Origin of the sequence: Natronolimnobius sp. AArcel1, from assembly GCF_011043775.1 — an archaeon.
Classification (GTDB): Archaea; Halobacteriota; Halobacteria; order Halobacteriales; family Natrialbaceae; genus Natronolimnobius.
This window is the reverse complement of sequence record NZ_JAAKXY010000005.1, coordinates 14,257-36,975: the sequence shown is the minus strand read 5'-3', so window position 1 is coordinate 36,975 and position 22,719 is coordinate 14,257. Positions and strand designations below refer to the sequence as shown.

General features: G+C 55.9%; 20 protein-coding genes and 1 pseudogene. 3 read left to right on the top strand and 18 right to left on the bottom strand.

Going from position 1 to position 22,719, the window contains the following annotated elements; genetic code table 11:
* Nucleotides 1–18: 18 nt before the first annotated feature.
* Nucleotides 19–786, bottom strand: coding sequence for an SDR family NAD(P)-dependent oxidoreductase (locus tag G6M89_RS15395; RefSeq protein ID WP_165162782.1), 768 nt, complete (start codon nucleotides 784–786; stop codon nucleotides 19–21).
* 117 nt (nucleotides 787–903) lie between these two features.
* On the bottom strand, nucleotides 904–1,785 hold the full coding sequence (locus G6M89_RS15390) for an NAD(P)-dependent oxidoreductase (RefSeq protein ID WP_165162781.1): 882 nt from the start codon (nucleotides 1,783–1,785) through the stop codon (nucleotides 904–906).
* A 153-nt stretch (nucleotides 1,786–1,938) separates the two neighbouring features.
* Between G6M89_RS15390 and G6M89_RS15385 the strand changes: the two genes are divergently transcribed.
* Nucleotides 1,939–2,772 (top strand): DUF4432 family protein, encoded by an 834-nt coding sequence (locus tag G6M89_RS15385; RefSeq protein ID WP_165163181.1) that lies wholly within the window; start codon nucleotides 1,939–1,941, stop codon nucleotides 2,770–2,772.
* A gap of 201 nt (nucleotides 2,773–2,973) precedes the next feature.
* Here G6M89_RS15385 and G6M89_RS15380 read toward each other — a convergent pair whose 3' ends face one another.
* Nucleotides 2,974–3,786, bottom strand: coding sequence for an SDR family NAD(P)-dependent oxidoreductase (locus tag G6M89_RS15380; RefSeq protein WP_165162780.1), 813 nt, complete (start codon nucleotides 3,784–3,786; stop codon nucleotides 2,974–2,976).
* Between the two features lie 203 nt (nucleotides 3,787–3,989).
* Between G6M89_RS15380 and G6M89_RS15375 the strand changes: the two genes are divergently transcribed.
* Complete coding sequence (locus tag G6M89_RS15375) at nucleotides 3,990–4,769, top strand: SDR family NAD(P)-dependent oxidoreductase (RefSeq protein WP_165162779.1); 780 nt, start codon at nucleotides 3,990–3,992, stop codon at nucleotides 4,767–4,769.
* A gap of 98 nt (nucleotides 4,770–4,867) precedes the next feature.
* Here G6M89_RS15375 and G6M89_RS15370 read toward each other — a convergent pair whose 3' ends face one another.
* Genes G6M89_RS15370 through G6M89_RS15355 form a run of 4 tightly spaced genes read right to left on the bottom strand, consistent with a single transcriptional unit; the run spans nucleotide 4,868 to nucleotide 8,925 of the window.
* Nucleotides 4,868–5,959, bottom strand: a complete 1,092-nt coding sequence (locus G6M89_RS15370) for an ABC transporter ATP-binding protein (protein WP_165162778.1) — start codon at nucleotides 5,957–5,959, stop codon at nucleotides 4,868–4,870.
* Nucleotides 5,952–7,025, bottom strand: a complete 1,074-nt coding sequence (locus tag G6M89_RS15365) for an ABC transporter ATP-binding protein (protein WP_165162777.1) — start codon at nucleotides 7,023–7,025, stop codon at nucleotides 5,952–5,954. The genes G6M89_RS15370 and G6M89_RS15365 overlap by 8 nt, the downstream gene beginning before the upstream one ends.
* The gene (locus G6M89_RS15360) at nucleotides 7,025–7,957 is read right to left on the bottom strand and encodes an ABC transporter permease (protein ID WP_165162776.1); all 933 of its coding nucleotides are present in this window, start codon (nucleotides 7,955–7,957) and stop codon (nucleotides 7,025–7,027) included. Before G6M89_RS15360 ends, G6M89_RS15365 begins: the two co-directional genes overlap by 1 nt.
* Nucleotides 7,954–8,925, bottom strand: a complete 972-nt coding sequence (locus tag G6M89_RS15355) for an ABC transporter permease (RefSeq protein ID WP_255488209.1) — start codon at nucleotides 8,923–8,925, stop codon at nucleotides 7,954–7,956. The genes G6M89_RS15360 and G6M89_RS15355 overlap by 4 nt, the downstream gene beginning before the upstream one ends.
* Before the next feature lie 412 nt (nucleotides 8,926–9,337).
* Between G6M89_RS15355 and G6M89_RS15350 the strand changes: the two genes are divergently transcribed.
* Nucleotides 9,338–11,053, top strand: coding sequence for an ABC transporter substrate-binding protein (locus G6M89_RS15350; RefSeq protein ID WP_165162774.1), 1,716 nt, complete (start codon nucleotides 9,338–9,340; stop codon nucleotides 11,051–11,053).
* Between the two features lie 255 nt (nucleotides 11,054–11,308).
* Here G6M89_RS15350 and G6M89_RS15345 read toward each other — a convergent pair whose 3' ends face one another.
* From G6M89_RS15345 to G6M89_RS22585, 11 genes and pseudogenes are all read right to left on the bottom strand, one after another.
* The gene (locus G6M89_RS15345; protein ID WP_165162773.1) at nucleotides 11,309–12,163 is read right to left on the bottom strand and encodes an SMP-30/gluconolactonase/LRE family protein; all 855 of its coding nucleotides are present in this window, start codon (nucleotides 12,161–12,163) and stop codon (nucleotides 11,309–11,311) included.
* A 41-nt stretch (nucleotides 12,164–12,204) separates the two neighbouring features.
* Nucleotides 12,205–12,816 carry a DJ-1/PfpI family protein gene (locus tag G6M89_RS15340; RefSeq protein ID WP_165162772.1) on the bottom strand — a complete coding sequence of 204 codons (612 nt, stop codon included), beginning with the start codon at nucleotides 12,814–12,816 and terminating at the stop codon, nucleotides 12,205–12,207.
* Between the two features lie 119 nt (nucleotides 12,817–12,935).
* Complete coding sequence (locus G6M89_RS15335) at nucleotides 12,936–15,164, bottom strand: LUD domain-containing protein (RefSeq protein ID WP_165162771.1); 2,229 nt, start codon at nucleotides 15,162–15,164, stop codon at nucleotides 12,936–12,938.
* Nucleotides 15,161–15,682, bottom strand: a complete 522-nt coding sequence (locus G6M89_RS15330; RefSeq protein ID WP_165162769.1) for an LUD domain-containing protein — start codon at nucleotides 15,680–15,682, stop codon at nucleotides 15,161–15,163. The genes G6M89_RS15335 and G6M89_RS15330 overlap by 4 nt, the downstream gene beginning before the upstream one ends.
* A 94-nt stretch (nucleotides 15,683–15,776) precedes the next feature.
* Entirely contained in the window at nucleotides 15,777–16,550 is a 774-nt protein-coding gene (locus tag G6M89_RS15325) for an IclR family transcriptional regulator (RefSeq protein WP_165162767.1), read from the bottom strand.
* A gap of 754 nt (nucleotides 16,551–17,304) precedes the next feature.
* Nucleotides 17,305–17,727, bottom strand: a complete 423-nt coding sequence (locus tag G6M89_RS15320) for a RidA family protein (RefSeq protein ID WP_165162765.1) — start codon at nucleotides 17,725–17,727, stop codon at nucleotides 17,305–17,307.
* A gap of 727 nt (nucleotides 17,728–18,454) precedes the next feature.
* Nucleotides 18,455–18,995, bottom strand: a pseudogene (locus G6M89_RS15315) (IS6 family transposase); the annotation flags it as partial.
* 113 nt (nucleotides 18,996–19,108) lie between these two features.
* Nucleotides 19,109–20,272 carry a cation:proton antiporter gene (locus G6M89_RS15310; RefSeq protein WP_165162763.1) on the bottom strand — a complete coding sequence of 388 codons (1,164 nt, stop codon included), beginning with the start codon at nucleotides 20,270–20,272 and terminating at the stop codon, nucleotides 19,109–19,111.
* A gap of 9 nt (nucleotides 20,273–20,281) precedes the next feature.
* Entirely contained in the window at nucleotides 20,282–21,610 is a 1,329-nt protein-coding gene (locus tag G6M89_RS15305) for an amino acid ABC transporter substrate-binding protein (protein WP_165162762.1), read from the bottom strand.
* Nucleotides 21,611–21,753: 143 nt separating this feature from the next.
* On the bottom strand, nucleotides 21,754–22,368 hold the full coding sequence (locus G6M89_RS15300) for a GAP family protein (protein ID WP_165162760.1): 615 nt from the start codon (nucleotides 22,366–22,368) through the stop codon (nucleotides 21,754–21,756).
* Nucleotides 22,365–22,493, bottom strand: coding sequence for a hypothetical protein (locus tag G6M89_RS22585; protein WP_255488202.1), 129 nt, complete (start codon nucleotides 22,491–22,493; stop codon nucleotides 22,365–22,367). The genes G6M89_RS15300 and G6M89_RS22585 overlap by 4 nt, the downstream gene beginning before the upstream one ends.
* Nucleotides 22,494–22,719 lie beyond the last annotated feature (226 nt).

Here is a 22,719-nt window from a genome sequence, read left to right as displayed (position 1 = left end):
TCCGTGCCACCTGAAACTCTACCGAACCGTGTACCCGCCGTCAATGGTGACCGATTCGCCGGTGACATACGATGAGGCATCGGAGGCAAGATAAACCGCGAGCGGCGCGATATCTTCCGGTTTTGCGAACTCAGTCTGCAACATCTCGTCCTTCCATGTCTGGCGCTCCTCCGGATCATCCGAGAGAATCCCTGTATTGACGTAACCGGGATTGATGTTATTGACACGAATGCCGTACTCGGCCCACTCCGACGCGAGTTGGGTTTTCAATCCCTCAAGTCCAGCTTTCGAGGCCTGATAATCCGCGTGTTTCTGCGGATAGTTCGCGATGAATGCCGACATCGAGGAAACATTGATGATTGAGCCCCCGCCCGAGTCGATCATCTCGAGGCCGGCGTACTTCGCACAGCAGAATGCACCAGTGAGATTAATGTCAATCGTCGTCTGCCACTCCTCGAGGGACTTCTCCTCGGCGGCTTTGTGGAACGCAACGCCTGCGTTGTTGATCAACACATCGACAGAATCAAACGCGTCGACGGTTTCATCGACCAGCGCGACGACGGAATCCTCGTCGGTCACGTCGGTTGGCACCGCTCGCGTCTCCTGATCAGTTGTTGAGGCGATTTCGTCCGCTGCCTGCTGGCCCGCCTCGCCGTCCCGATTCGCGATGACGACATTTGCACCCATTTCGGACAGTCCGGTAGCCATCGCCTTGCCGATTCCACGGTTTCCGCCGGTTACGATCGCTGTGTCTCCGTCTAGGTTGAACTGCTCTAGTACCGACATCGGGTCAATACTTCTCATGGTACCAGAATAAAGATTATGTAAGCCATGAAATATTTTCTCAATCAATCGGCACAGTCATGCGGAGGGGCTACCCCAAATTGCGGCGCTTCCCGAGATTCAGAGGTCACGCCAGCTCCGTGTCGGCTCCCAATCGAGCATCTCACGCGCTTTGTCAATCGAGATGAGTGACTCTGTCCCCGAAATTTCCTCGCGCACCTCCGCGCCGGGGTAATACTCCTCAAGGATGACCCCACTCGGCTCCTCTGCGGTCGTGTCGGCGGCGACAGTCCAGAAGCGTTCGTGGCCGTCGAAATCGGCTTCCATCGCGAGGCGGGCAACTTCAGCCCCATCGTCGATGTGGAGGTATGAGAACAACACGTCGCGGGTAGTGTGGTGCCAGGCTTCACGCAACCCCTCGAGATCTCGCGGCTTCTCGACGAAGGTCTCTCTCATCTCATCTTCGGTCGCGACCCACGGGTACCGAAGCGACGCGATCTGTGGCGTATCGGGCAGCCGACCGAAGCCGTCAGCCGTGATTTCGATCGCGTGTTTCGCCATCGCGTACGGATCTCGTGGCGTCACCGGATGTTCCTCGTCCATCGGCAGGGAGAACACCTCAACGGGGGCGTCCTGGTAGGCACAGCCGAGTACGTTGATGCTCGAGGCCAAAACAATCGATTCGAGGCCAAGTTCGTGGGCTGCCTCGAGGATGTGATATGATGACATGACGTTGCTCTCGTAGGTGACGTAGCCGGGGTGTTCTGTCGGCCACGGAATCGTCCCCATATGGATGATGGCGTCGGCATCGCTGCGGGCGATCGAGCCGTACACTTCGCCGGCGTCGAGCAAATCAGTCGTTCGGTACTCGTCTGAGACATCCTCGCGCTGTTTCCCGCGGGCGATGTTGATCGTGTAGTAGCCGTGCTCGTTCAGGTGCTTGATGATCGCCTCACCGATTTTTCCGTTGCCGCCGGTAACGGCCACGTTCTCGATTGCCATACGAAAAAACTCCGAGTGGAACCAATTATAGCTACCGATGGCCACGGTACTTAGTAGCATGGTCCTTCAAACGACTATTGCCGTCAGCAAATTTACACTGACCATCAAAATGGAGACACAGCCATCAAAAACGGTGTTGTAGAGTGACAATACATCTGGACCAATGTCCGAGCTAACCGTTCAGACGAGTACAAACGCCGTGGTATCGACACCGTCTTTCTCGAGAACAAGCACCTTCGCGTCGAGATGTTGGCCGGAAAAGGAGGCGACGTAACCGAGATACGGGACAAGCAGACTGACGTGAACGTCCTCCTCGAGGCACCCCACGAGTGGCGGGCACCGTCGGCTGGCCAGATCGGTGCGCCTGACGATGACTTCACATTCATGGACTACTGCCCTGGTGGATGGAACAGCGTTCTCCCCGTTGCGGGCGGCCCTTCGACCCAACACGGTGCGACGCTCGCGCTCCACGGCGAGTCGACACTCGTCCCTTTCGATGTTGTGGCCATCGAAGAGGCCGACCGCGTCGGCGTTCGTCTCTCAACGGACCTTACTTGCTACCCGCTGTACATCGAACGAAAACTCACCCTCGGACGCGGTGTGTCGGCGCTGCAGTGGGACGAAACTGCCACCAACAATGGCGAAGTCGGTGTCGACTACTCCTGGCTCCAGCACATTGCGCTTGGCGAACCGCTCGTCAATCCTGCAGCGGCCCTCGATATTGACCGTGAGCACGTGCTCACCGACCTCGACCACGATCCGGAGACACGCCGCTTGCCAAACGGTGCCGAGTTCGAGTATCCGATTTGCGAGACTGACGACGGCGGCGTCGACATGCGTAAGTTCCCGCCCAGCGAGGATCACGTCCACGATCTGGCGGCGTTCGCCAACCTGAACGAGGGTCGATACACCGTCTCGAACTCAGATAGTGACCTCGCAGCGACTGTCGAGTTTGACGCCGGCCTCTACGAGTACGTCTGGTACTGAGGTTCCTTTGCTGGTTTCGAGGCTGGGCCGTACTTTGGCCACAACTACAACGTTGGCTTAGAGCCCGCGACATCCGTGCCGACCGAAGCGGGACTGGACGGCCAAATCAAGCGCGGAACGGCGAATCATCTCGAGGCCGGGGAAACAGTTGAGACGTCATTGTCGCTCGAGACGAGCGCGGCAAAAGAATAACGAGTTCGCCTAGGCGTCCATCGTCCAGATAGATCCACCGTCAACACGCCAGTTTGCACCGTGGACGAACTCTGCCTTGTCGGATGCTAGGAACGCAACTACGTTCCCAACATCCTCTGGCTTGCCGAGTCGCCCCGTGACTACACCTGGTTTCTCCTCCTCGAGAAACGCCTGTTCGACCCGTTCGATCGGTTTGCCTGTTTCTTCGGCACGTTCTTCGAAAATGTCCTCGACAAGCGGCGTCTTTGTCGTCGCCGGGGAGACCGCGTTGACACGGATTCCCTCCTCGCCGTAGGTCTTTGAAAGGTTCTTCGTCATGTTAATCATTGCCGCCTTGCTCGCGTCATAGTGCGTCTTGAAGGGATCTGGCTGGGTTCCCGCCTCGGAGGTGATGTTAATAATGGATCCCGAACCGCGATCGCGCATATGCGACAACACTGTTCGCGTGACGCGAACCGTGGACATAATATTCGTCTCAAGAACGCGATTCCACTCTTCGTCGGGTATCTCGTGAAACGGCCTCTCGCTGCCAACGATGCCAACGTTGTTGACGAGCACGTCGATCTCCCCGTACGCCTCAAGCGTCGTTTCCACGAGGCGGTCGACATCGTCGGGATCGGTAACGTCCGCCGCGACACCGAGCACGTTTCCGCTGGCCGACGCAGCCGTCTCCTCAATCTCTGCGGCGGCGGCTTCCGGGTTGGTGCGCGCTGCAATTACAACCGACGCACCCTCGGTGGCGAGCGATGCCGCGATTGCTCGACCGATACCCTGACTGCCGCCGGTGACGATTGCTGTCTTCTCCGTAAGCGCGAGTTCCATGTGACCGTATATCAGTGATCTCTCACATAAATCCTCGGGCCACCCGCGTGATGGTTCTCGGGGCCTATAGTAACAACTGAAACTGTTTACGCCCAATCGCATAGCCGTCGTGCGATTGGGTGTGCACTGACTGTCAGTAGCTACTATAGTTCCGTGTTCTGATCGTCCTATCATTTATGCTATCCGCAATCAATAATGGAGGTATGAGCGTTCTCGAGCAATTTAGCCTCGCAGGTAACACCGCGATCGTGACTGGCGGGAACCGGGGCATCGGAAAAGGAATCGCGACGGCACTCGCCACAGCCGGCGCAGACGTCGTAATTGCGAACCGAGATGGTGAGAGAGGTCAAAAGGCCGCCACCGACATCGCCACGGAAACCGATGCGACCGTTGAAGCGATTCCGGCAGACATCACCGATGAGGACGACGTTGACCAACTGGTTAAAGCCACAGTCAACGCGTTCGGTTCGGTCGACGTGTTGGTCAACAACGCCGGTATCGTCCGAAACGCCCCTGCCGAAGAGATGACCCTCGAGACGTGGAGTAACGTTCTCGAGTCAAACCTTACTGGAGCGTACCTGTGTTCGAAGCGCGTGGGCCGGGAGATGATCGACAACGACGGTGGCTCGGTCATCACCGTCTCCTCAATCTCTTCATTCATCGCGAACCATCCACAACCTCAGGCCAGTTATCAGGCCTCAAAATCCGGTGTCGATGGGCTCACCCGCCAACTCGCGTCGGAGTGGGCTGAGTACGGCATTCGCGTTAATACGATCAATCCCGGTTATGTCCGCACGGATTTGATTGAGGGTGTCCTCGAGACCGATCCTGAGATGGCCGCCGTCTGGTACGACGGTATGCTACAGGAAGAGATGGCCCAACCAGAAGACATTGGGTCGCTCGCGGTCTATCTCGCCTCCGACGCCGCGTCGTACGTCACTGGCGAATCAATCACTATCGATGGTGGCTACACGGTTCGATAGGCGACAATCAGGGAGTAATTAGTCCAACTCAAGCAGTTGGACGCTCCGTTCCGGTCAAACCTTGCTCCGAGGTCGAACAAAAGAAAAACGTCGCGAATTCAGTCCGAGCCGATTTCAGCTTCCGTATCCGCGTTCGCGTCGTTTGTTCCCATTCCCATCGTTACTTCCGCGTCGATATCGTCGTCGTAGAGGACACAGCGGGCGATGTGCTCGCCCTCACCGACATCGTACATGTGGGGTTCGTCCGCCCGACACTCTTCACGGGCCTCGGGACAGCGCGGCGCGAACCGACAGCCAGGCGCGAGATCGACCGGATCGGGTACCTCGCCTTCGATCTCGATCGGCTCGCGATCTTCGTCTGGATCAACGATCGGCGTCGAGGAGACGAGTGCCTTCGTGTAGGGGTGTTTCGGATCGTTAATGACCTCCGTCGCCGGCCCCTGCTCAACGACTCTCCCGAGATACATGATCGCAATTCGATCGCAAGTGTGTTTCAGCAGTGAGAGATCGTGGCTAATGTACATGATCGCCAGATCCAACTCCGCTTGGAGCCGGTTGAGCGTGTCCAGAATACTCGCACGAACGCTTACGTCGAGCATACTCGTCGGCTCGTCAGCCACCATAAACGACGGCCGCAAGACAATCGCTCGCGCGATCCCGACGCGCTGGCGCTCACCGCCCGAAAGTTCCGTCGGGTACTCGTTGGCAAACGCCTCCGCTGGCTGCAAACCGGCCATCTCGATTGCCTCGAGGACGCGTCGTTCACGCTCTTTCTCGGAACCAATTCCGTGAACGTCGAGTGGCTCTTTGACCCAGTTGTAGACCGTAAAGCGCGGATTGATCGACTGGTAGGGATCCTGCTGAATAATCTGCGCCTCGGTCCGGAACTCGGCGTCGTCGATCGACTCCATACCTGTAATATCCTGTCCATCGAAGAATATCTGGCCATCCGTGGGTTCGTACAACTGGAGAAGCGTTTCACCCAGCGTACTCTTCCCACAGCCGGACTCACCGGCGATACCAAGCGACTCACCCTCGTAGATCTCAAGGTCAACGCCGTCGACTGCTTTGACCGTCTCTTCTTCGCCGGTTCCGAGCAGCCTCGAGAGCAGATTGGTGTCCGCGCTGAACTGCTTTTTCAGTCCCTGTGTCCGTACTTTCGGGTCGCCATTCGGTGCCGAGTTAGTCATCGTTCACCTCCGTCAGCGTGTCACCGCGCCGGTCGTCAGACTCCGACGACTCGGCTTCGGCCGGTTCGTCCATCCACGTCTCTTTCTTCTTTGCAAGCTCCCGCAACTCTTCGGCTTCGTCTGAGCGGTGACAGCGGACAACCTGCCCATCGTACTCTTCCGGTTCAGGCGTCACATCCCAGCAATCGTCCTCTGCGAACGGACACCGTGGTGCGAAACGACATCCCTCGTCTGGATCGGTCACCTCCGGCGGCGTACCAGGAATCGAAATGAGATCCTGCGAGTCCTGTGAGATGTCGGGGAACGCGTTTCGCATCCCCATCGTATAGGGATGGCGTGGCTGCTTGATGACTGTCCGCGCGTCGGCATACTCGGCGACGCGACCACCGTACATCACGGCAATCTTGTCACAGTTCTCCGAAACGACGGACATGTCGTGTGTAATCATAATCATCGCTGTCTCGAACTCCTCTTGTAGCTCGTCGATCTGGCGGAGAATCCGATCTTGGATCATCACGTCGAGTGCTGTGGTTGGCTCGTCGGCCAGGATAATCGACGGCGACAGGGCAAGTGCCATCGCAATCATCGCCCGTTGAGCCATCCCACCGGAGAACTGGTGGGGATAATCGTCAATTCGACTCCCCTCGAGGCCAAGGTTCTCAAACAGCTCTTTGGCCCGCTCCCGTGCTTCGGCTTTGGGCGTATCCTCGTGACGACGGATGACGTCGACGATCTGCTTTCCGACGGTCTTTACGGGGTCAAACCCGTTCATTGCCGTCTGCGGGATCATCGAAATTTCCGTCCACCGAATCTCCTGGCGGAGTTCTTTGTCGCTCATCTCGGTGATTTCTTTGCCGTGAAGCGAAACTTCGCCGTCGACAACCTCACCGTTTCGAGGTAACAACCGGATGATCGACTTCGCAAGCGTTGTCTTGCCACAGCCGGACTCGCCGACGAGTCCGAGTGTTTCCTGTTCCTCAACGTTGATCGAGACGCCGTCGACGGCATGTACGAACTTGCCGTCGTCGGTTTCGTAGTACGTCTTGAGATCGTTGATTTCGAGCATTAGTGTCTCAACTCCGGATTAGTGATTTGTTCGAGCGCCCGTCCAATGAAGAAGACGGCCATTACGATCAGCATGAGGGCAACACCCGGTGGCAGGACCCACCACCAGGCGTAGCGGATCGCGCCGGACTGGTAGGCCTGGAACAGCATTTGTCCCCACGAGTAAAGCGTTGGGTCGCCGAATCCAAGGAACGCAATGCTGGCTTCGTAGATGATTGCGTAGGCGACCGCAAACGCGGCATAGAGGCCGATAAGCGGCAACACGTTGGGGAGAATGTGCCGATACATGATTCGAATATCGCTCGCCCCAATGGCACGGGCAGATTTCACGTAGGGTCGCTGTTTCTGCGAGAGTACTTCAGACCGAACGACCCGTGCGGAATCGCGCCATAGGATGGCTGCAATAACGATGATGATGTTCCAGATGTTCGCGCCGAGGATGAATACCAGTACGATCACGAACGGGAGGAACGGCAGCCCGTATGCGATGTCGACGACTCGCATGAGGATGTCGTCAACCCAGCCCCCGTAATAGGCACTGATCAGGGCCACGTTCGCACCGATGAAGACCGCCATCGCCGCGGCGGCCAGTCCGACCATGACCGAAACGCGCGTCGATATAATGACCTGCGAAAGGATATCTTCGCCGTAGTTCGTCGTTCCGAACCAGTAACCGGCCGTCGGTCCCTCGGTTCGAAGCACTTCGCCGCCTGCCCGCTGTGTCTCACCTGGTTCGTGTGGCGCAAGGAGTTCACCGAAGGCGGCAACAGCCAGATACACGACGAGTATTCCGACACCGATAACCGCGAGGCGATCTCTTCGAATCACTCTCCAAAGCGTCGAGAGATCCTGTGATAGCTTCTTCATCCGTCGCTTACTGACGAACCGATTCGCCGTTCCTGTTTCTGACTTCGGTTGTGTCTCGCTGCTCATTCGTATTTCACCCGTGGATCCAGGTAAACGTACACGATGTCGGCGACAAAGTTCATGAAGATAACTACACTACCCATCAGGAAGAACACCGCCTGTGCAACTGGATAATCGTTGTACTGTACCGAGTCAACCATCTCCCGGCCCATTCCCGGCCAACTGAAGATCGTCTCGATGACGAGCGAGCCGCCAAGTGCCACACCAACAACGATTGCCACGACAGTCGTGATGGGAAGGATGGAGTTTCGCGCCGCGTACTTGTAGAGGATAATCCATTCTGGATGTCCCTCTGCTTTCTTGATCTCGATGAAATCGGAATTCAACACCTGGATCATGCTACTGCGCATCAACAGCGCAGGCGTCGCCATGTAGAAGACGACGCCGGTCATGAGCGGCAGTATCATGTGGTGAACGAAATCCAGCGAAAGGTATCGGTCCCAGAACGTCGCGGCCTCGTATCCAGGAGCTCGCATGCCGCCCGAGGGGAACCATCCGAGCCAGAACGAGAACACGGTCAGCAGGACAATACCCGTCCAGAACTCCGGCGAGGAGCGGGCGATGAGCGTGAGCACGATGCCACCTTTCTCTTTGACGGTCCCGCGAACCCAGCCCATGAACGCGCCGATACCTACGCCGATGATGTAGGATAGGAAGAAAGCGGGCCCCATGAGCAACACCGTGTTCCAGAACCGGGTCCAAAGAATGTCGGTCACCGGCTGTTCATATCGGATCGATTGACCTAGATCAAGCGTCAACAATTGTCCGAGGTACTCGTAGTACTGTACGTACAAGGGCTGATCAAGCCCCCACCGTTGAAGAATTGCCTCGCGCTCTTCGGGAGTCATTCCTTCAAGGAGGAACATTGTCGTCGGATCCCCCGGTGCAAGTCGAAAGATGACGAAGAGCAGCGTCAGGAACGCGAAGTAAGTGACCATCAGTTGCCCGATTCGTCTGGCCACATAACGTTGCATATTCATTATCGATTACACCTGTATTCGATTCTGAAGACGATCACTCCGATTCCACGACAGTTCCAACTGACGGGTTGTTGTTCGCGAGACTGTTTGCTGCACGCTTGTTTCTCGTATCACTGTCACATGTTGACGTGCGTAATACTATGATAAATAAGTTATGATGGTCACAGAGACAATTGCCCCGACACAATGACGATGAACCGTCTCGGTTTTGGCTCGAGGTCGAAAATTGGTAAGGGTGATTTCACGAACCCGGTTCCCCACCGATTGAATTACCACCTGAGAGTGACTGAAAGGCGATATAGACGTTGGAAAGGTTTTAATACCAAATGTTGACCATAGATTATCATAGTAGGGGGCAGAATACCGTATAAAATTTTATTATGGTGGACGAATCTATCACACAGATATGGTAGACAATGCCAGACAGGTGCAGTTAAGCGTACAGAATGGCCAGACCCGACGACGATTTATACAAGCAGCAGGGGTTGCAGGCGTCGTGACGGTTACCGGGTGTGTCGGTGGAGACGACGAAGACACAGCGCCCGAAGAGGGTGTCGCTGAAGATCCGGATGGTGAAGAGGTTCCCACGGTCGCGTACGAAAACCTTGATCCCGATTCACCGCTTCGGTACTGGTACGGCGAAGAACATGCTGGTTACATGGAAGAGCTCGGACTCGAAGTCGATTACAACTCTCGCGCTCTCGACGCACACCTCGAGCGGGTGTTCGACACGCGGGATTTCGACTGTGCCCCGATGCGTTACCTCGACGGATACGATCCCGACGCCCTCCTTCGTGCGTTTTCTCAAGCCGCACTCGGTGAAGGTGGAGATAACACGTCCGGACACGATAGCGAAGAGTACGAAGAGTGGATGGCGGAACAGCGCGAAGCTGTCGACGAAGACGATCGGCAAGAAATCGTCCACGAGATGTACGAGTATCTGATGGAAGAGCAGGTTATCTCACCGATTGCCGTCCAAGACCGGGCAATGCCGTACAACGAAGATCGAGTCAGTAACGTTCAAGAAGTCCTCGAGGACGGCCTGGCCAGTATCTGGAACATGGTCAATCTCGAACTCGATGGCGGAGCCGAAGGCGATGATATGCTCACCATCGCCAGCCACGAAGAGCTGCCAACACTCAACCCCGTCACTGGCCTCGAGGCTCGCTCGTCTCGTGACATGATCCGACTCATTTACGATCGGTTGATGCACCCGGATCCGGACAACGACTACATGCCCTCGAGTTGGGCGGCCGAAGAGTTCGGATGGGCCGACGATACCACCTATGAGATTACGCTTCGTGAGGGAATGGAATGGCATGATGGAGAACCGGTGACGGCTGAAGACGTCGCGTTTACGTTCGAGTACTCTGACGAGAACAGTCCTGACTTCCAAGCGGTTGCGACGAACTTCGAAAGTGCTGAGGCCGAAACGGACCTCGATGTTACGTTTGAACTCTCTCAACCCGACGCAACATGGGAGTCAGAAGTGCTCGCTGGAGCCGAAGCCCACCTCATTCCACAGCACGTTTGGGAGGGTGAAGATCCTAGCGAGATTGACATCGATGAGGACCTTATCGGCAGCGGTCCCTTCCAGTTCGAAGCGTTCGAACCCGGTGAAGAGGTTCGTCTGAGCCGTCACGATGGGCACCACCACGAACCAAACGTCGAGGAATTGATCCGACTCGAGTCCGCCGACGCATCCTCGTCGGCCAGCCTTGTCACGACTGGCGAAGTCGACTTGGTTAACTTCGATCTACCTGCGGATCAACTCGTGGACCTTGAGGACGAAGATGGAATCGCACTTCAGAACGCGAACATGACCTCACTCCACTACATTACGTGGAATCAACGTCGCGAACCGTTCGCAAACATCGATCTCCGCCAAGCGTGCGCCCATACAATCCCACGCGATGATATCGTTGACGTCGGTGCCGATGGTTTCGCAGAGGTCACTCACGCGCCGGTCGCACCGGACCTCGAGTTCTGGTACACCGAGGACGTTCCGACGTTCGAATTTGACATCGAGGCTGGCCAGCAGGTCCTGCTTGATGCCGGCTTCGAGTGGCACGCCGATACTGGCCGGCTTCACTATCCAGCAGACTACGATCCCGTTGATTGATCACGACAGACTGAGGGAGTAATCGAGAACAAACGAATCGAACAACGGTCTGCCAACCGCAGCCCTACTTTTTGCGGACAACTGTCCCCCGCTTCCTCACGACACATCAGAGGTGCGCTTGAGGACAATTGATCGCTCAGCACGGACTTTCAGTGTGGTGACTGGAGCGGACATCTTCGGGGATACAACCGAAAACGCATCACGATCTCAATTCCGAATACCACTACGAACAAAACCGTGAATCGACACAGACAGCTATTCGGTCACGTCCGAGTAATACTCCGCGCTGCCCGAGACGGGCATTTCGAGGGCGAATAGGTGTCCGGCAGCCACGTCAGACAACGGCGCTTCGAAGCTCGCAGAGTTCACATAGGCCGTCCGACGATCCTCTCCTCCGAAACTGAGCGTTGTGATGTTCTGGGCGGGGACCTCGAGTCGTTCTTCGGGTTGGCCATCCGACGTCAGTCGAACAACAGAGCCGCCGTCCCAGAGACCAACCCAGACGCCGCCTTCGGAATCGACCGTCAGACCGTCGTAGTTGCCGCGCTCGTTTCGCTCGCTGAACACCCGTCGATTCGAGAGGTCACCGGTTTCGACCTCGTAGTCGTATGCGTAAATCCGGTTCGTATTCGTCTCCGCGAGGTAGAACGTCTCAGCGTCCGGTGAGAATCCCATCCCATTCGGAAGTTCGATTCCCTCCTCAAGTTGGGTCATCGTTTCGTCGGTGTCTAGCCGATAGAGCCGTCCAAGGGAGTGATCATCATCGGTCATTGACCCGACAAACACCCGCCCTCGTGGGTCGGCAATCACGTCGTTGAAACGCATTCCCGCTTCGGCCTCGATACCATCCACCACGACCGATGTTTCGCCATCATTCCAGCGGATGATACGACCGCCGCTACCGAACAGTAGTATCGAACCATCTTCCTGAAACGTGAATCCGCCGACCGGCGGCTCCATCTGGAATCGATCGTGATTACCCGTTGCCGGGTCATAACGGTATAGTTCGCCCGTCGGAATGTCGAGCCAGTAAACGTCGTCTCGCTCAGGATGGACCAGTACTCCCTCACCGATGCGACACCGCACGCTGGGTACAATTGTCGACGCCATACCGACGACTTGACCGCGAGAAATATAAAGGTATTCGACAGTCAGGCCGTCGGTGGTTCCGCCTCGTGGTCCTCGAGAGCCGCTTCGACGGCCTCGCTAAACTCCGGCAGATCGTCCGGGACGCGACCGGTGACGATGTTGCCGTCCTGTACCGCCGGTTCGTCAACTACCGTCGCGCCGGCGTTCTCGAGGTCAGTGTGAATTGCTTCGTAGGCACAGATATCGCGGCCTTCCGCGAGATCCGCTTCTACCAGCATCCACGGCCCATGACAGATTGAGGCAACGATCAGCCCCTCCTCATAGGCTTCGCGAGTAAACTCGACAACCTCCGGAACAACTCGCAGATGGTCCGGAGAGAACCCACCTGGGTACAGCACACAATCCAGATCCTCAAGAGTCAAGTCCTCGAAGTCAACCGTTTCGTAGCGGTTGCCCTCGGCCATCACCTCCGGTGGCAACGGCGTGCCGAATCGGCCGGTGACAGGCTTTGATTCAGTTGCAGTGAGCGCCGGGCGTGGATGATGCCCAGATTGAACTGGCACCAGCTTAATATCAGCACCCTGGTGGCTCAGGTACAACAGCGGATACTCGAGTTCGATGTCCTCGAACTCGTTCGATGCGATGATCGCGATCGTTTTGTTCTCGAGACTCATTGTGATACTCCACTCTGAACTACAGGGGCACACTCATTAAATCCTTCTGTAGGGAAGTTCCTGACCCAAACCAGCTATAGACGCTGGTTGATCCGTGCGGTGATGCGTGCTCGACCGACTTATTGAGGGGCGACAAGTTCGATGACGTGGGGTGGTCGCCGCTCGATCAGTGACTCGATCTGTTCCGTACAGGACGTACCGCTCGCGACAACGTGGTCTGCATCGATCTCATCGAACTGTGCCTGAAGATCTGAACCAACATCCATTGAGAGTTCGTAGTACTGCGATTTGTACCCGAACGAACCGGCCATCCCGCAACACTCGACGTCGCTCGTCTCGACTGCGTAGCCGAGGCGCTCAAGGACAGCAATGCTATGAGCCTCAAGTCCGAGCGTCCGTTGCTGACAGTGGCTGTGGTAGGCAACTAGATCTCCGCCTGTTTCAGTCGGTCCGGCCAGCGTATCAGGATCGAGTCCCTCCTGCTCGAGCAACCCATAGATGTACTCGAGAATCTCGTAGCTGTGCTCCGACAGTCTCTCGTATGACGCCTCGGGAAGCAGCCGTTCGTACTCGTCGCGGAAGATTGCGAGGTCGCTCGGTTCGATGACGACCACATCCCGACCGGCGTCGATATGCTCGACGAGACTGGTATGCACGTTGCTCGCCTTCCCGCGAGCCGTCTCAATCATTCCCTGGGAAAGCGGCGCGCGGCCACTCTCGATCGGCTCGCTAAGTATTACTGAGATCCCAAGTGCTTCGAGTGCCCGAATTGCAGCTTTCCCACGTTCGATGGCAATATAGTTCGTGTAGATGTCGGGATAGAGAACAACCTCACGGTCGGTCGCCGCCGTCGTTCGCTCAATCGCACCTCCTCGCGCGTCAAACCAGTCGACTAGCGTCGTCCGCTGGAACGTCGGCAACTCTCGACGACGGTCAACACCAATCAATTTGTCCATCGCAGTCCGGGTCGGGCCGGCGCTTGCGAGCCAGTTTGAAAGTGGCGCAGTCGCGCTTCCGACCTTCGCGAGCGTCCCGAAGTTACCGAACAGTCGCTTCTGGAGATTGACGCCGCCGTCTTCTTCATCCGGCGTGAGCCCTTCGTAAATCGGATCGGTAAGTGATTCGTCGCCTGATCGATTGATCCGGTCTCGAACAGCGGTGTTGATCCAGGGAATGTCGATTTTGACCGGGCACTGGTTGACACAACGCGAACAACCAGTACAGAGATCGTTGAACTCCGCGGCCGACTCCTGTTCATGGACTCCGGCTTCCCACCCTGTCGCAATGCCACCCGTGTAGGTCTCCCCACCGAAGGCATGACCGCCGACGTGCTGGAAATTCGCACATGAGTTGAGACACGCCGAACAACGTACACAGTACAGTGTCTCTCGGAGCACATCGTCCTCGCGCATATCCATCCTACCGTTGTCGATTAACACCAGGTGGAACTCCCGCTCTGGATCCGCATCGATATCGTCCTCAGTATTCGCGCGATCGATCGGTGGCGTATTAATCGGCGGTGAAAGGATCGACGTGTAGGCCGTAATCGGCTGGCCCGTCCCCGAGCGGCCAACAAGTTCCACAAATGGCTCAAGGTCTCTAAGGGTCGGAATAATCTTCTCGACCCCGCCGACGGCGATGTGCGTATTCGTCTCTTCGACCACCTTTCGGGCATTCCCCTCGTTCGTGATTAACGCGATCGACCCTGACTCCGCGATCATGAAATTCGCCCCGGTCATGCCGATATCCGCCTCCGTGATTCGCTCTGCTAGATAGTCACGAGCGAACTGCGTCAACTCCTCAGCAGTCTGTGGAGGCTCTTCGAACTCATCCGCGAATTCGACCTCGAATAACTCAGCAATTTCCTCACGGGATTTGTGGAGACTTGGACCCACGATATGTGACGGCTCCTCGTCCGCGACCTGAATCACGAGTTCACCAAGATCGGTTTCGAACACGTCGACACCCGAATCCTCGAGATGGGCGTTAAGATCGAGTTCCTCCGTCGTCATCGACTTACTCTTGACGAGCGACGATGCGTCAACGTCGTCAGCAACCTGCTCGATATACCGGTTCGCGTCAGCTTCGTCCTGAGCAACGTAGACCGTTCCACCATTTGCCTCGACGCTGCTGCGTAACTGCTCGATCAATTCGGGTAGTCGCTCGATCGCGTCTTCTTTGATCGAGCGTGCGTGCGTCCGCAACGCTTCATGGCGCTCGTCTCCGATCTCATTGATCGCCTCATAGCGCCGGCGATTATTCAGTTTCGTGTTTTGCTCAATTGTTTCGCCTTCGGTCTCAATCAAGTGTCGAAGCTCCGCCGCCTTGTTATCGTGATCTGTCGTCATTCGACAAGTAACACCTCCAGTTCCGCTGGTCCATGAACCCCGACAACGGATTTACCCATATCCCCCGTTGAGGACGGCCCCGTAATGAATACTGCATCGTTTGCCCCCGTGGCAAACTGAGATGAGAGTTCTTCAAGCGCGCTCGCGGTGTCCGGTACGATATCGGACACCTGTAACACAGCAATGTGTTTCGGTGGATAGAGACTCACCGGCCCATCCAGTTGCACGTTCGGCGTAACGACGATACTCCCCTGCGACGCGACGCCGAGACAAGCTGATGTGGCACCGGCTGCAGCCCGTTTGAGATCTTTGAGCGTCGGTTCGTCTTCGATCTCAGCGGGCAACGACGCATCAGTGATTCGAAGCGGCGCCCCGACGGCAGGATACTCGAGTCGCTGCTCAAGTTCGTGGGCAACCGCTGTCGCCTGAATGATGGTTGAATCGACCCCGACTTCGGTAAGCCGGTCCCGAAACACACGGCAATGATCTGGTGTCTCGACGTGATCATTACGACTCATAGGGATACCACACCCTTACTAAACAGTCGGCTGAATACAGACCAATACATGTGATCCTATGCTAGTCTTTGTCTACACAATATAAAAGATTACGTCAGTAGTGATTATACTGTAACTCGATCACGTTTGCAGTCTGTTTGACGGCATCGATGAGGTCCGAGCGGACGGTTCCCCCTCGTTTGATCCGCTTCGTTGGCCCCGAAATCGAAACCGAATGGACCGTTTCCGGGTCGTCTTTATCCTGGATCGGAACCGCGATGGCTGTCACGCCTTCCCGCCGTTCCTCTTTCTCGAATGAGTATCCCCGCTCTCGAATTTGGTTAAGTTCTACCTCAAGTTCGTTTCGGTCCGTGATCGTATTCTGAGTACGTTTTGGCAAGCCGTGTTCGTCAATGACTTCGTCAACGCGATCGGCGGGAAGATGCGCCAGAATTGCTTTGCCCAACGCTGTCCAGTGGAGATTTGTGTGCTCACCCGTCGGCGTATTGTCGTAAATTGCGTTTTTCACTTCCGACTTGTAGACAATAATTCGTTGGCCCCGTTCTTCGACTCCAAGGTTCCCTGCTTCACCCGTTTCGTTTGCAAGCTCGTCAACATGGCTCTTGGCGGCCCGGTAAAGCTTTAGTCGATTCCGTGCCTCTCCACCATGTTTTAAGAATCGTAAACTGAGACGGTATCTTCCATCCTCGTTGATCGCGTATCCCTCTGACTCGAGTGTTTTCAGGTACACATGTGCTGTACTCTTCGGAAGGTCGAGTTCGGTCGCAACCTCCGAAACACCCATTGTGTTCTCCGACTCGAGCGTGTCCACGATTTCGAACGCTGTCTCCACGGCCCCAATCTTCCCCTGTGAGCTTGTCTTTGCCATGCATACACATATGTGACGTGCACCCATGTAAAGGTATCCAAGAATGATGAACAATCGTCCAAGCGGAACTCTCATTCCCTCAGTCGAAACACAGGTCCCAGATTGCCCATATTCTGTACGCTAAGCGCTCACGCTTCCTAAATCATCAACCATTATAGAATGCCTTTACAAAAGTACGTCTGTAATATTTACCGTTCAATGATTGTGAATGGTCTGCTCACAAACACCATGGTAATTTGGACATGGTGTAGGTACATGAATCTGATTAGGCTATCCACAAAAATGGAAAATAGCTCATCAAACACTAACACTGGGATACCTTCCGGATAGCACGATCTAAATGTTATCCACATAGACCCGCCTGATCCGCTCGCTGCTCGGCTCGAATCTGATCCCAACATACATGTGTGTTCCCATCCCACAGTTTTGTATGCGCCTCTCGAACATTACTTTGACAGTATTTGTGATTCTGCTGGCTCTGACTTTTGCTGCAATCGAATTCGGGACCGTCGGCGAGGAGTTCGGCGTCAGCCAAACAGATATGGCAGCTTCGTTAATCGTACTAGTCCTTATTCCCGGATTGGCACTCTTGGCGTTACTTCGGTATCTCGACCGATAATGGGAGTTTTACATGTAGCATATTGCCTGGTCAAAATATAATAATAGGTGTTAGTGAGACAAATCCTCAAGGATGATTTTTGGGGATAGTCCGTTGCAGATCTAGCACAAAAGGCCGAAAAATCATTACTCCATATTATGGCATTTCAGCGATGGCCCGAACCATAATACCGGCTCCACCTAATAGTTCAGCAACGCCAATAGTCGTACGGGCTGGATATAGGCTTTCGAAATATTGAATGTAGGCTTCGTTGGCCTCTTCATACGAATCCAGTTCAGACAGGTACATAGTCGTCTCGAGTACGTCATTCAAACCAAGATCATGATGCGATAATTCCTCATCTAAGCGCTCTAAACACAACCCAGTTTGTTGCTCTATAGGTAGTTCGTTTTGGACTTCGCCCTCACCAACCGGAAGTTTCCCTTCTACGAACACTAAGTCAGATTCACCGGTCATCTGAGCGAACGCACCTTGGAATTCAGGCCGATTCCGCTGATACCGGATATCATTTATATGATGTGAAACTGACTGTTTGTCAGAAATTGACTCTCTCGACATAAGTTCCTTAATGATTTAACACAAGTTATAACTCATGAGCCTTGTTTAGACGACTGATTCCTCCTCGGTAGAAGACTAAGCCCTGTTCAACGTATCTGACGGTGCTATTGAGAACGTATTTTTGGATTTGACCAACCAGGATTGAGTTCAGACATTTTCACCGTGTTTTTGCCAGGCGTGGATCGCCTCGGGGCCAAGTCCCGGGGCCTTCTCCTATACCGCTTGTGACTACTCCCACGACTTCAGTCGTGGGCTTTCTCCTCGATTTCGTGTAAAACGCAAAAATATTTTTTGAGACAGACGACAGACCCTAATCTGACACATACGATAGTATATAATCCACATGTGTTAATAGGATTGTATACTTTGCTAGTGGTGATTCGTCCACAGTCATCTCAAATGTCTAAATCCCACTATCAAATAGTACTCCCTGAACAACATTAGTGCACAAAAGACCGAAACAGACGGGAACATGGTCTGATTCCGTCCCATGGGGGAGACAAGTATGACAGCCAGTTTTAGTAGTCGGCTGTCAGTGGCTACCTCGCAACAACAGCGAGGCATTTCAAGACAGATAGCACAGTATAAAGCCATACTGGAAAAAATCAATCATATTGCAGAACTCATAATTTTACAGTCATTATTTACAACTCTGTTGGAGTCTACCATTGGGTTCTTGTAGTGGTTGTACATCCGCTGTTCGACATTATTTGTAATCCGGCAGTGTCTAGTTTAGCACCTCCTCAGCCGGCGTTCGTCCATCGAGCGATTGATGCGGTCTTTGGCGGTTGTAGTAATGCATAAATTGTTCAATCCATTTGCGAGCGCTCCGCCGACTGCCCACCCATGAGTTATGGAAACGGTCGACGCGCATTTTGAATGTGTAAAATCACTTTTCGATGAGATTTCGATCGGCATAGTCAACCCGACCGTTCAGTCCTAACCACGCAAAGGGCACTCCGATAGCCAAACTAATCAACGAGAAACACTGCCTCGGAGAGATCGTGTTTCTCGCGGAGTCCATGCAGGAACGCAGCCGCCGGATCGATGCCGTGGCGTCCGAATAACTGGGTGTTGAGAATCAATTTCGTATCGAGGTCTATTGCAGCGTATAACCAAGACCATTCTCCGTTTATTTTGCCAGCGGTCTCGTCAACCGCGACCCGCGAGGGCTTCGCCCTCGGCGGGTCAAGAACGCTGTCAGCCAGCCGATGTACCCCATTCCAAACTGCGCCATGAGTGCGTTCAACGCCTAATTCAGCGAGAATTACAGTATTCATATACAATCTTTCGGGCAGAGTAACATCTTGGTAATCAACTCATCACGGTGAAAACGACGGGCCGGCATGGGGACAGAGAAACAAGAGGGAGGCGAATACGGTTACGCAGCTGTCCGGCGAATCGCACGTTTGAGGAGCAGTGGCGTTGCGAGCACTGACACGAGCACGAGTGCGAGCACCGCAGAAAAGAGTCGTTCGTCGATGAGGCCAGCAGCGAGCGCAGTGGTGGCCACGACCAGCTCTACGCCGGCTCGAGGGAGCATCCCAACGCCGACAATCAACGCTTCCTCGTGCGGATGCCCCGCCAGCCGCGCACCGAGATAACTCCCGCCGACTTTGACGACGACGCCGACCGCGACGACTGCGATCACGAGCTGATCGAACTGAAGGAGGACAGTCGGGTCCATCTGCGCCCCGACGTTGACGAAGAACAGCGGGATGAAGACGCCGTAGGCGATGCCGACGATGCCCTCTCGGATCTCCGTCTCGCGAAATCGACGTTCACTGCTGACGATTAGTCCGGCGACCAGCCCGCCGACGATCACGTCCAGACCGACGGCGGCGGCGGCGTACCCGAACAGAAACAGGAGGCCCATGATCCCGATCATATCTGCACCGGTTTGACGGGAGCCGGCGAGGAGTCGGGAGATTCGGTCGATCAGCAGCCACTGGACGAGGAATGCACCGACGAAAAACGCGACGACGAGGCCGAGAATGCGGACGATTTGACCTGTCGAAGCGCCCGTCTGTTGGGTCGCCATTAACAGCGAGAACACGACGAGGCCGAGAATTTCGGCGGTAACTGCCGCCCCGACGACGTGGAGTCCGTACTCCGTGTCGAGCTGGTCGAGGTCGAGGAGGGTTCGCGCAGTGACGCCGATTGACGTCACACCGAGTGTGATCGCCAGTATGAGACTCGTAATCATCGGATAGCCGAATATCAGCCCCGTCGCGAGACCTCCAACCGCCGGAAGTCCGACTCCGAACAGCGCGATGATGAGAACGGGGAGTCCGCCTCGCTCGAGTTGCTGGACGTCGATTTCCTCGTAGCCGGCGTCGAACAACAACAGCATCGAACCGATAGCCGCCAGCAGGGCGAACGATCCCTCGGGGTCGACGATTTCGAGGGCGTACGCTCCGAGGGCGACACCCGCGAGGATCTCGCCGAGGATTACGGGCTCTCCGGCACGCCCGACCAGTTCTCCGAGGAAAAGGGCTGCGGTGAGTGCGATTCCGACTGCAAAAAATATCTGGATATCTGTCACTGGTACGTCCTATCGCTCATCCCAGGTCGGTGCCGGGTAGATAGGATCAGCTTCGCTGATCTCCTCCGGCCACACGAGTTGCCTGCCTGTGTCTGGCTGCCACTGATTGACGACCATCTCTCTCGGGATGGTGCCGTCCTCGTCGAACTGAACGGCCCCGTAGAGACTCTCGAACTGAGTCTCGCGGATGGCGTCACGTACGGTCCTCGGGGTCAGCTCGTCGACGGCCATGAACGCACGCTGGAACGTCTGGACGACGGCGCTGGCTGCCGCACTGTGATAGGTGAGTTCGTACCCGTACTCGCCCTCGATGGCCGAGATAAACTCGCTCGTCGACCCGAAGACGTCGTCCGCGGAGTCGACGGTAGGTACCCACGGCGACGGGCCATACCAGTAGTCGGCGTTCTCTCCGGTCTGTTCTCTAAACGAGTCAGTGAGGTTGCCGCCCGGTGCCCACGCCATGTTGACGTCGACGTTCTCACTCGCCAGTTGCTCGGCCGCGATCACCACGTCGTCCTGATAGCCGCACAGGAGGAGCACGTCCGCGTCGGTATCCTCGACGAGCGCGAGATACGTCGAGATGTCGGTCGTCTCATCCGGGATCGTCTCGTCGACGACGATGTCAACTCCCGCCGACTGCAGATTTCCGCGTGCGCCCTCCGCAACGTCCTGGTTGAACGGATCCGCTTTGGCCAGGATCGCCGCCGATGATGGTGGATCTGGCTGCGCCATCGCCATCTCGATGCTCGTAGTGGCGTAGGTGTCGGCGGTCGGTAACAGGCTGAAAATCCACTCGTTTCCACGCTCGAATATCTGTGTGCTAGCGCCACCACCCGCAACCATCGGCCGCTCGGCGTTCGCCGCGACGTCACTGGCCGGCAATGTAATTCCGCTCGAGTACGGCCCCACCAGGTAGTCGATCTCCGCCTGGTCAACAAGGTCCTGGTAGATAGCTTCGCTCCTCGAGGGGTCGCTCTCGTCGTCTCGCAGGACCAACTCGAGGTCGTAGGTGGTCCCGTCGCCTGCCTCGACGCCGCCGGCGTTGTTGATCCGCTCTATGGTCAGTTCGTACGCGTCCGCATACAGCCGTCCGAGGTCGGAGAGGTCGCCGGAGAGACTCATCGATCCGCCGAGCGTGATCGTGTCCGTCGGCGTCTCGTCACCCCCGTCGTCTTCGTCGCTGCTATCGTCAGCCTCGGAAGTGGTGGCGGTTGCCGTCGACTCGCCACCCAGACAGCCTGCAAGGCCGGCGACGCCCGCTCCTCCGGTCGCTTTCAAAAACCGTCGACGGTTCGTGCTCCGGCGCTCCTGTCCACTAGCGTTAGATCTTCGCGACATTTCCACTCGAACTCCCCACAAAGTTCGCAAAGTAGCTTTCCGGCGGTTAACGTGAGTTTCTTCGACCTTAACCTGTACTCGGGATCGTCGACAATACCGTCTCAGTGCCGACCGCGACGGTCGTTATTGCCTGTGATAGAGAGTCACCCGACGATGTTGTTGATCGTGATCACGACAAAGATGAGGATCACGATTTCGCTCACGATCCACGAATGTGTGTTTATCCACGTGCGAACCTTCGGAAGGATCGTCTCCGCACGGTCGCCGATCATAACCAGGGATAGCGATGGAACGGCCAGAAACAGTAGCGTCAGTAAGACAAACCCGGTTGCGTGCCAAAGCGGATCGCCGTGACTCGCGAGGTAGGTCCCGACGGTGATCGACGTGAGAATGTCGGTCGGAAAGAACCCCATCAGCAGGAATCCCAGTTGGAACGAGAACTTCGGGGTCGCGGTCTCGAGTTTCCCCATCCACGTTGGCGGCTCCGATTGCTCACGCTTCAGGTAGACGTTCACCATCGCGGCGAGGAGAATGACGAGCACGAGCAGTTGCAGCATGCGGTTCGACCCGCCCTGACGAACGCCACTGCCGAGATAATACGCGAGCGTGACGACGAGACTGATTGAGAGGGAGGCGCCGAAGACGAACGCGGCCGAATTCCGCCGCCAGTCCTCGCTCGTGGCCAGAAAGATGGCGCTGAGGATTTGTGGCCCAGCGATCATAACGAATACCAGTGGGAGAATCACCAGGAAGTTCATCGTTCGAGGAGTACACGCGGGATCGCGGCCTGTTCGTCGACACTCGAGAGTTCCGGCTCACGGCTATGGCTGACGTCGATTGGAACACCACGGGCCGAGAGTTGGTGATTGTTAACTGTACTCATGGAGACTTCGTCCGAATACACGTTCCACCGACATTATACCCCGCTCTTGCAAAGGCGATTGTTGCTATTGCTAGCCAGCGCTGTCGCTGAAGGCCGAAATGAACGAGTACACCGTTCACGCGGTGGTAATCACGACGCGAATAGAAGGCGCGAGTGAAGCACGAACAACGGTCCGTGGTCGGTCACTACAGAATCAGGTAGTCGATCGAGAATTCAGTGATAGTCA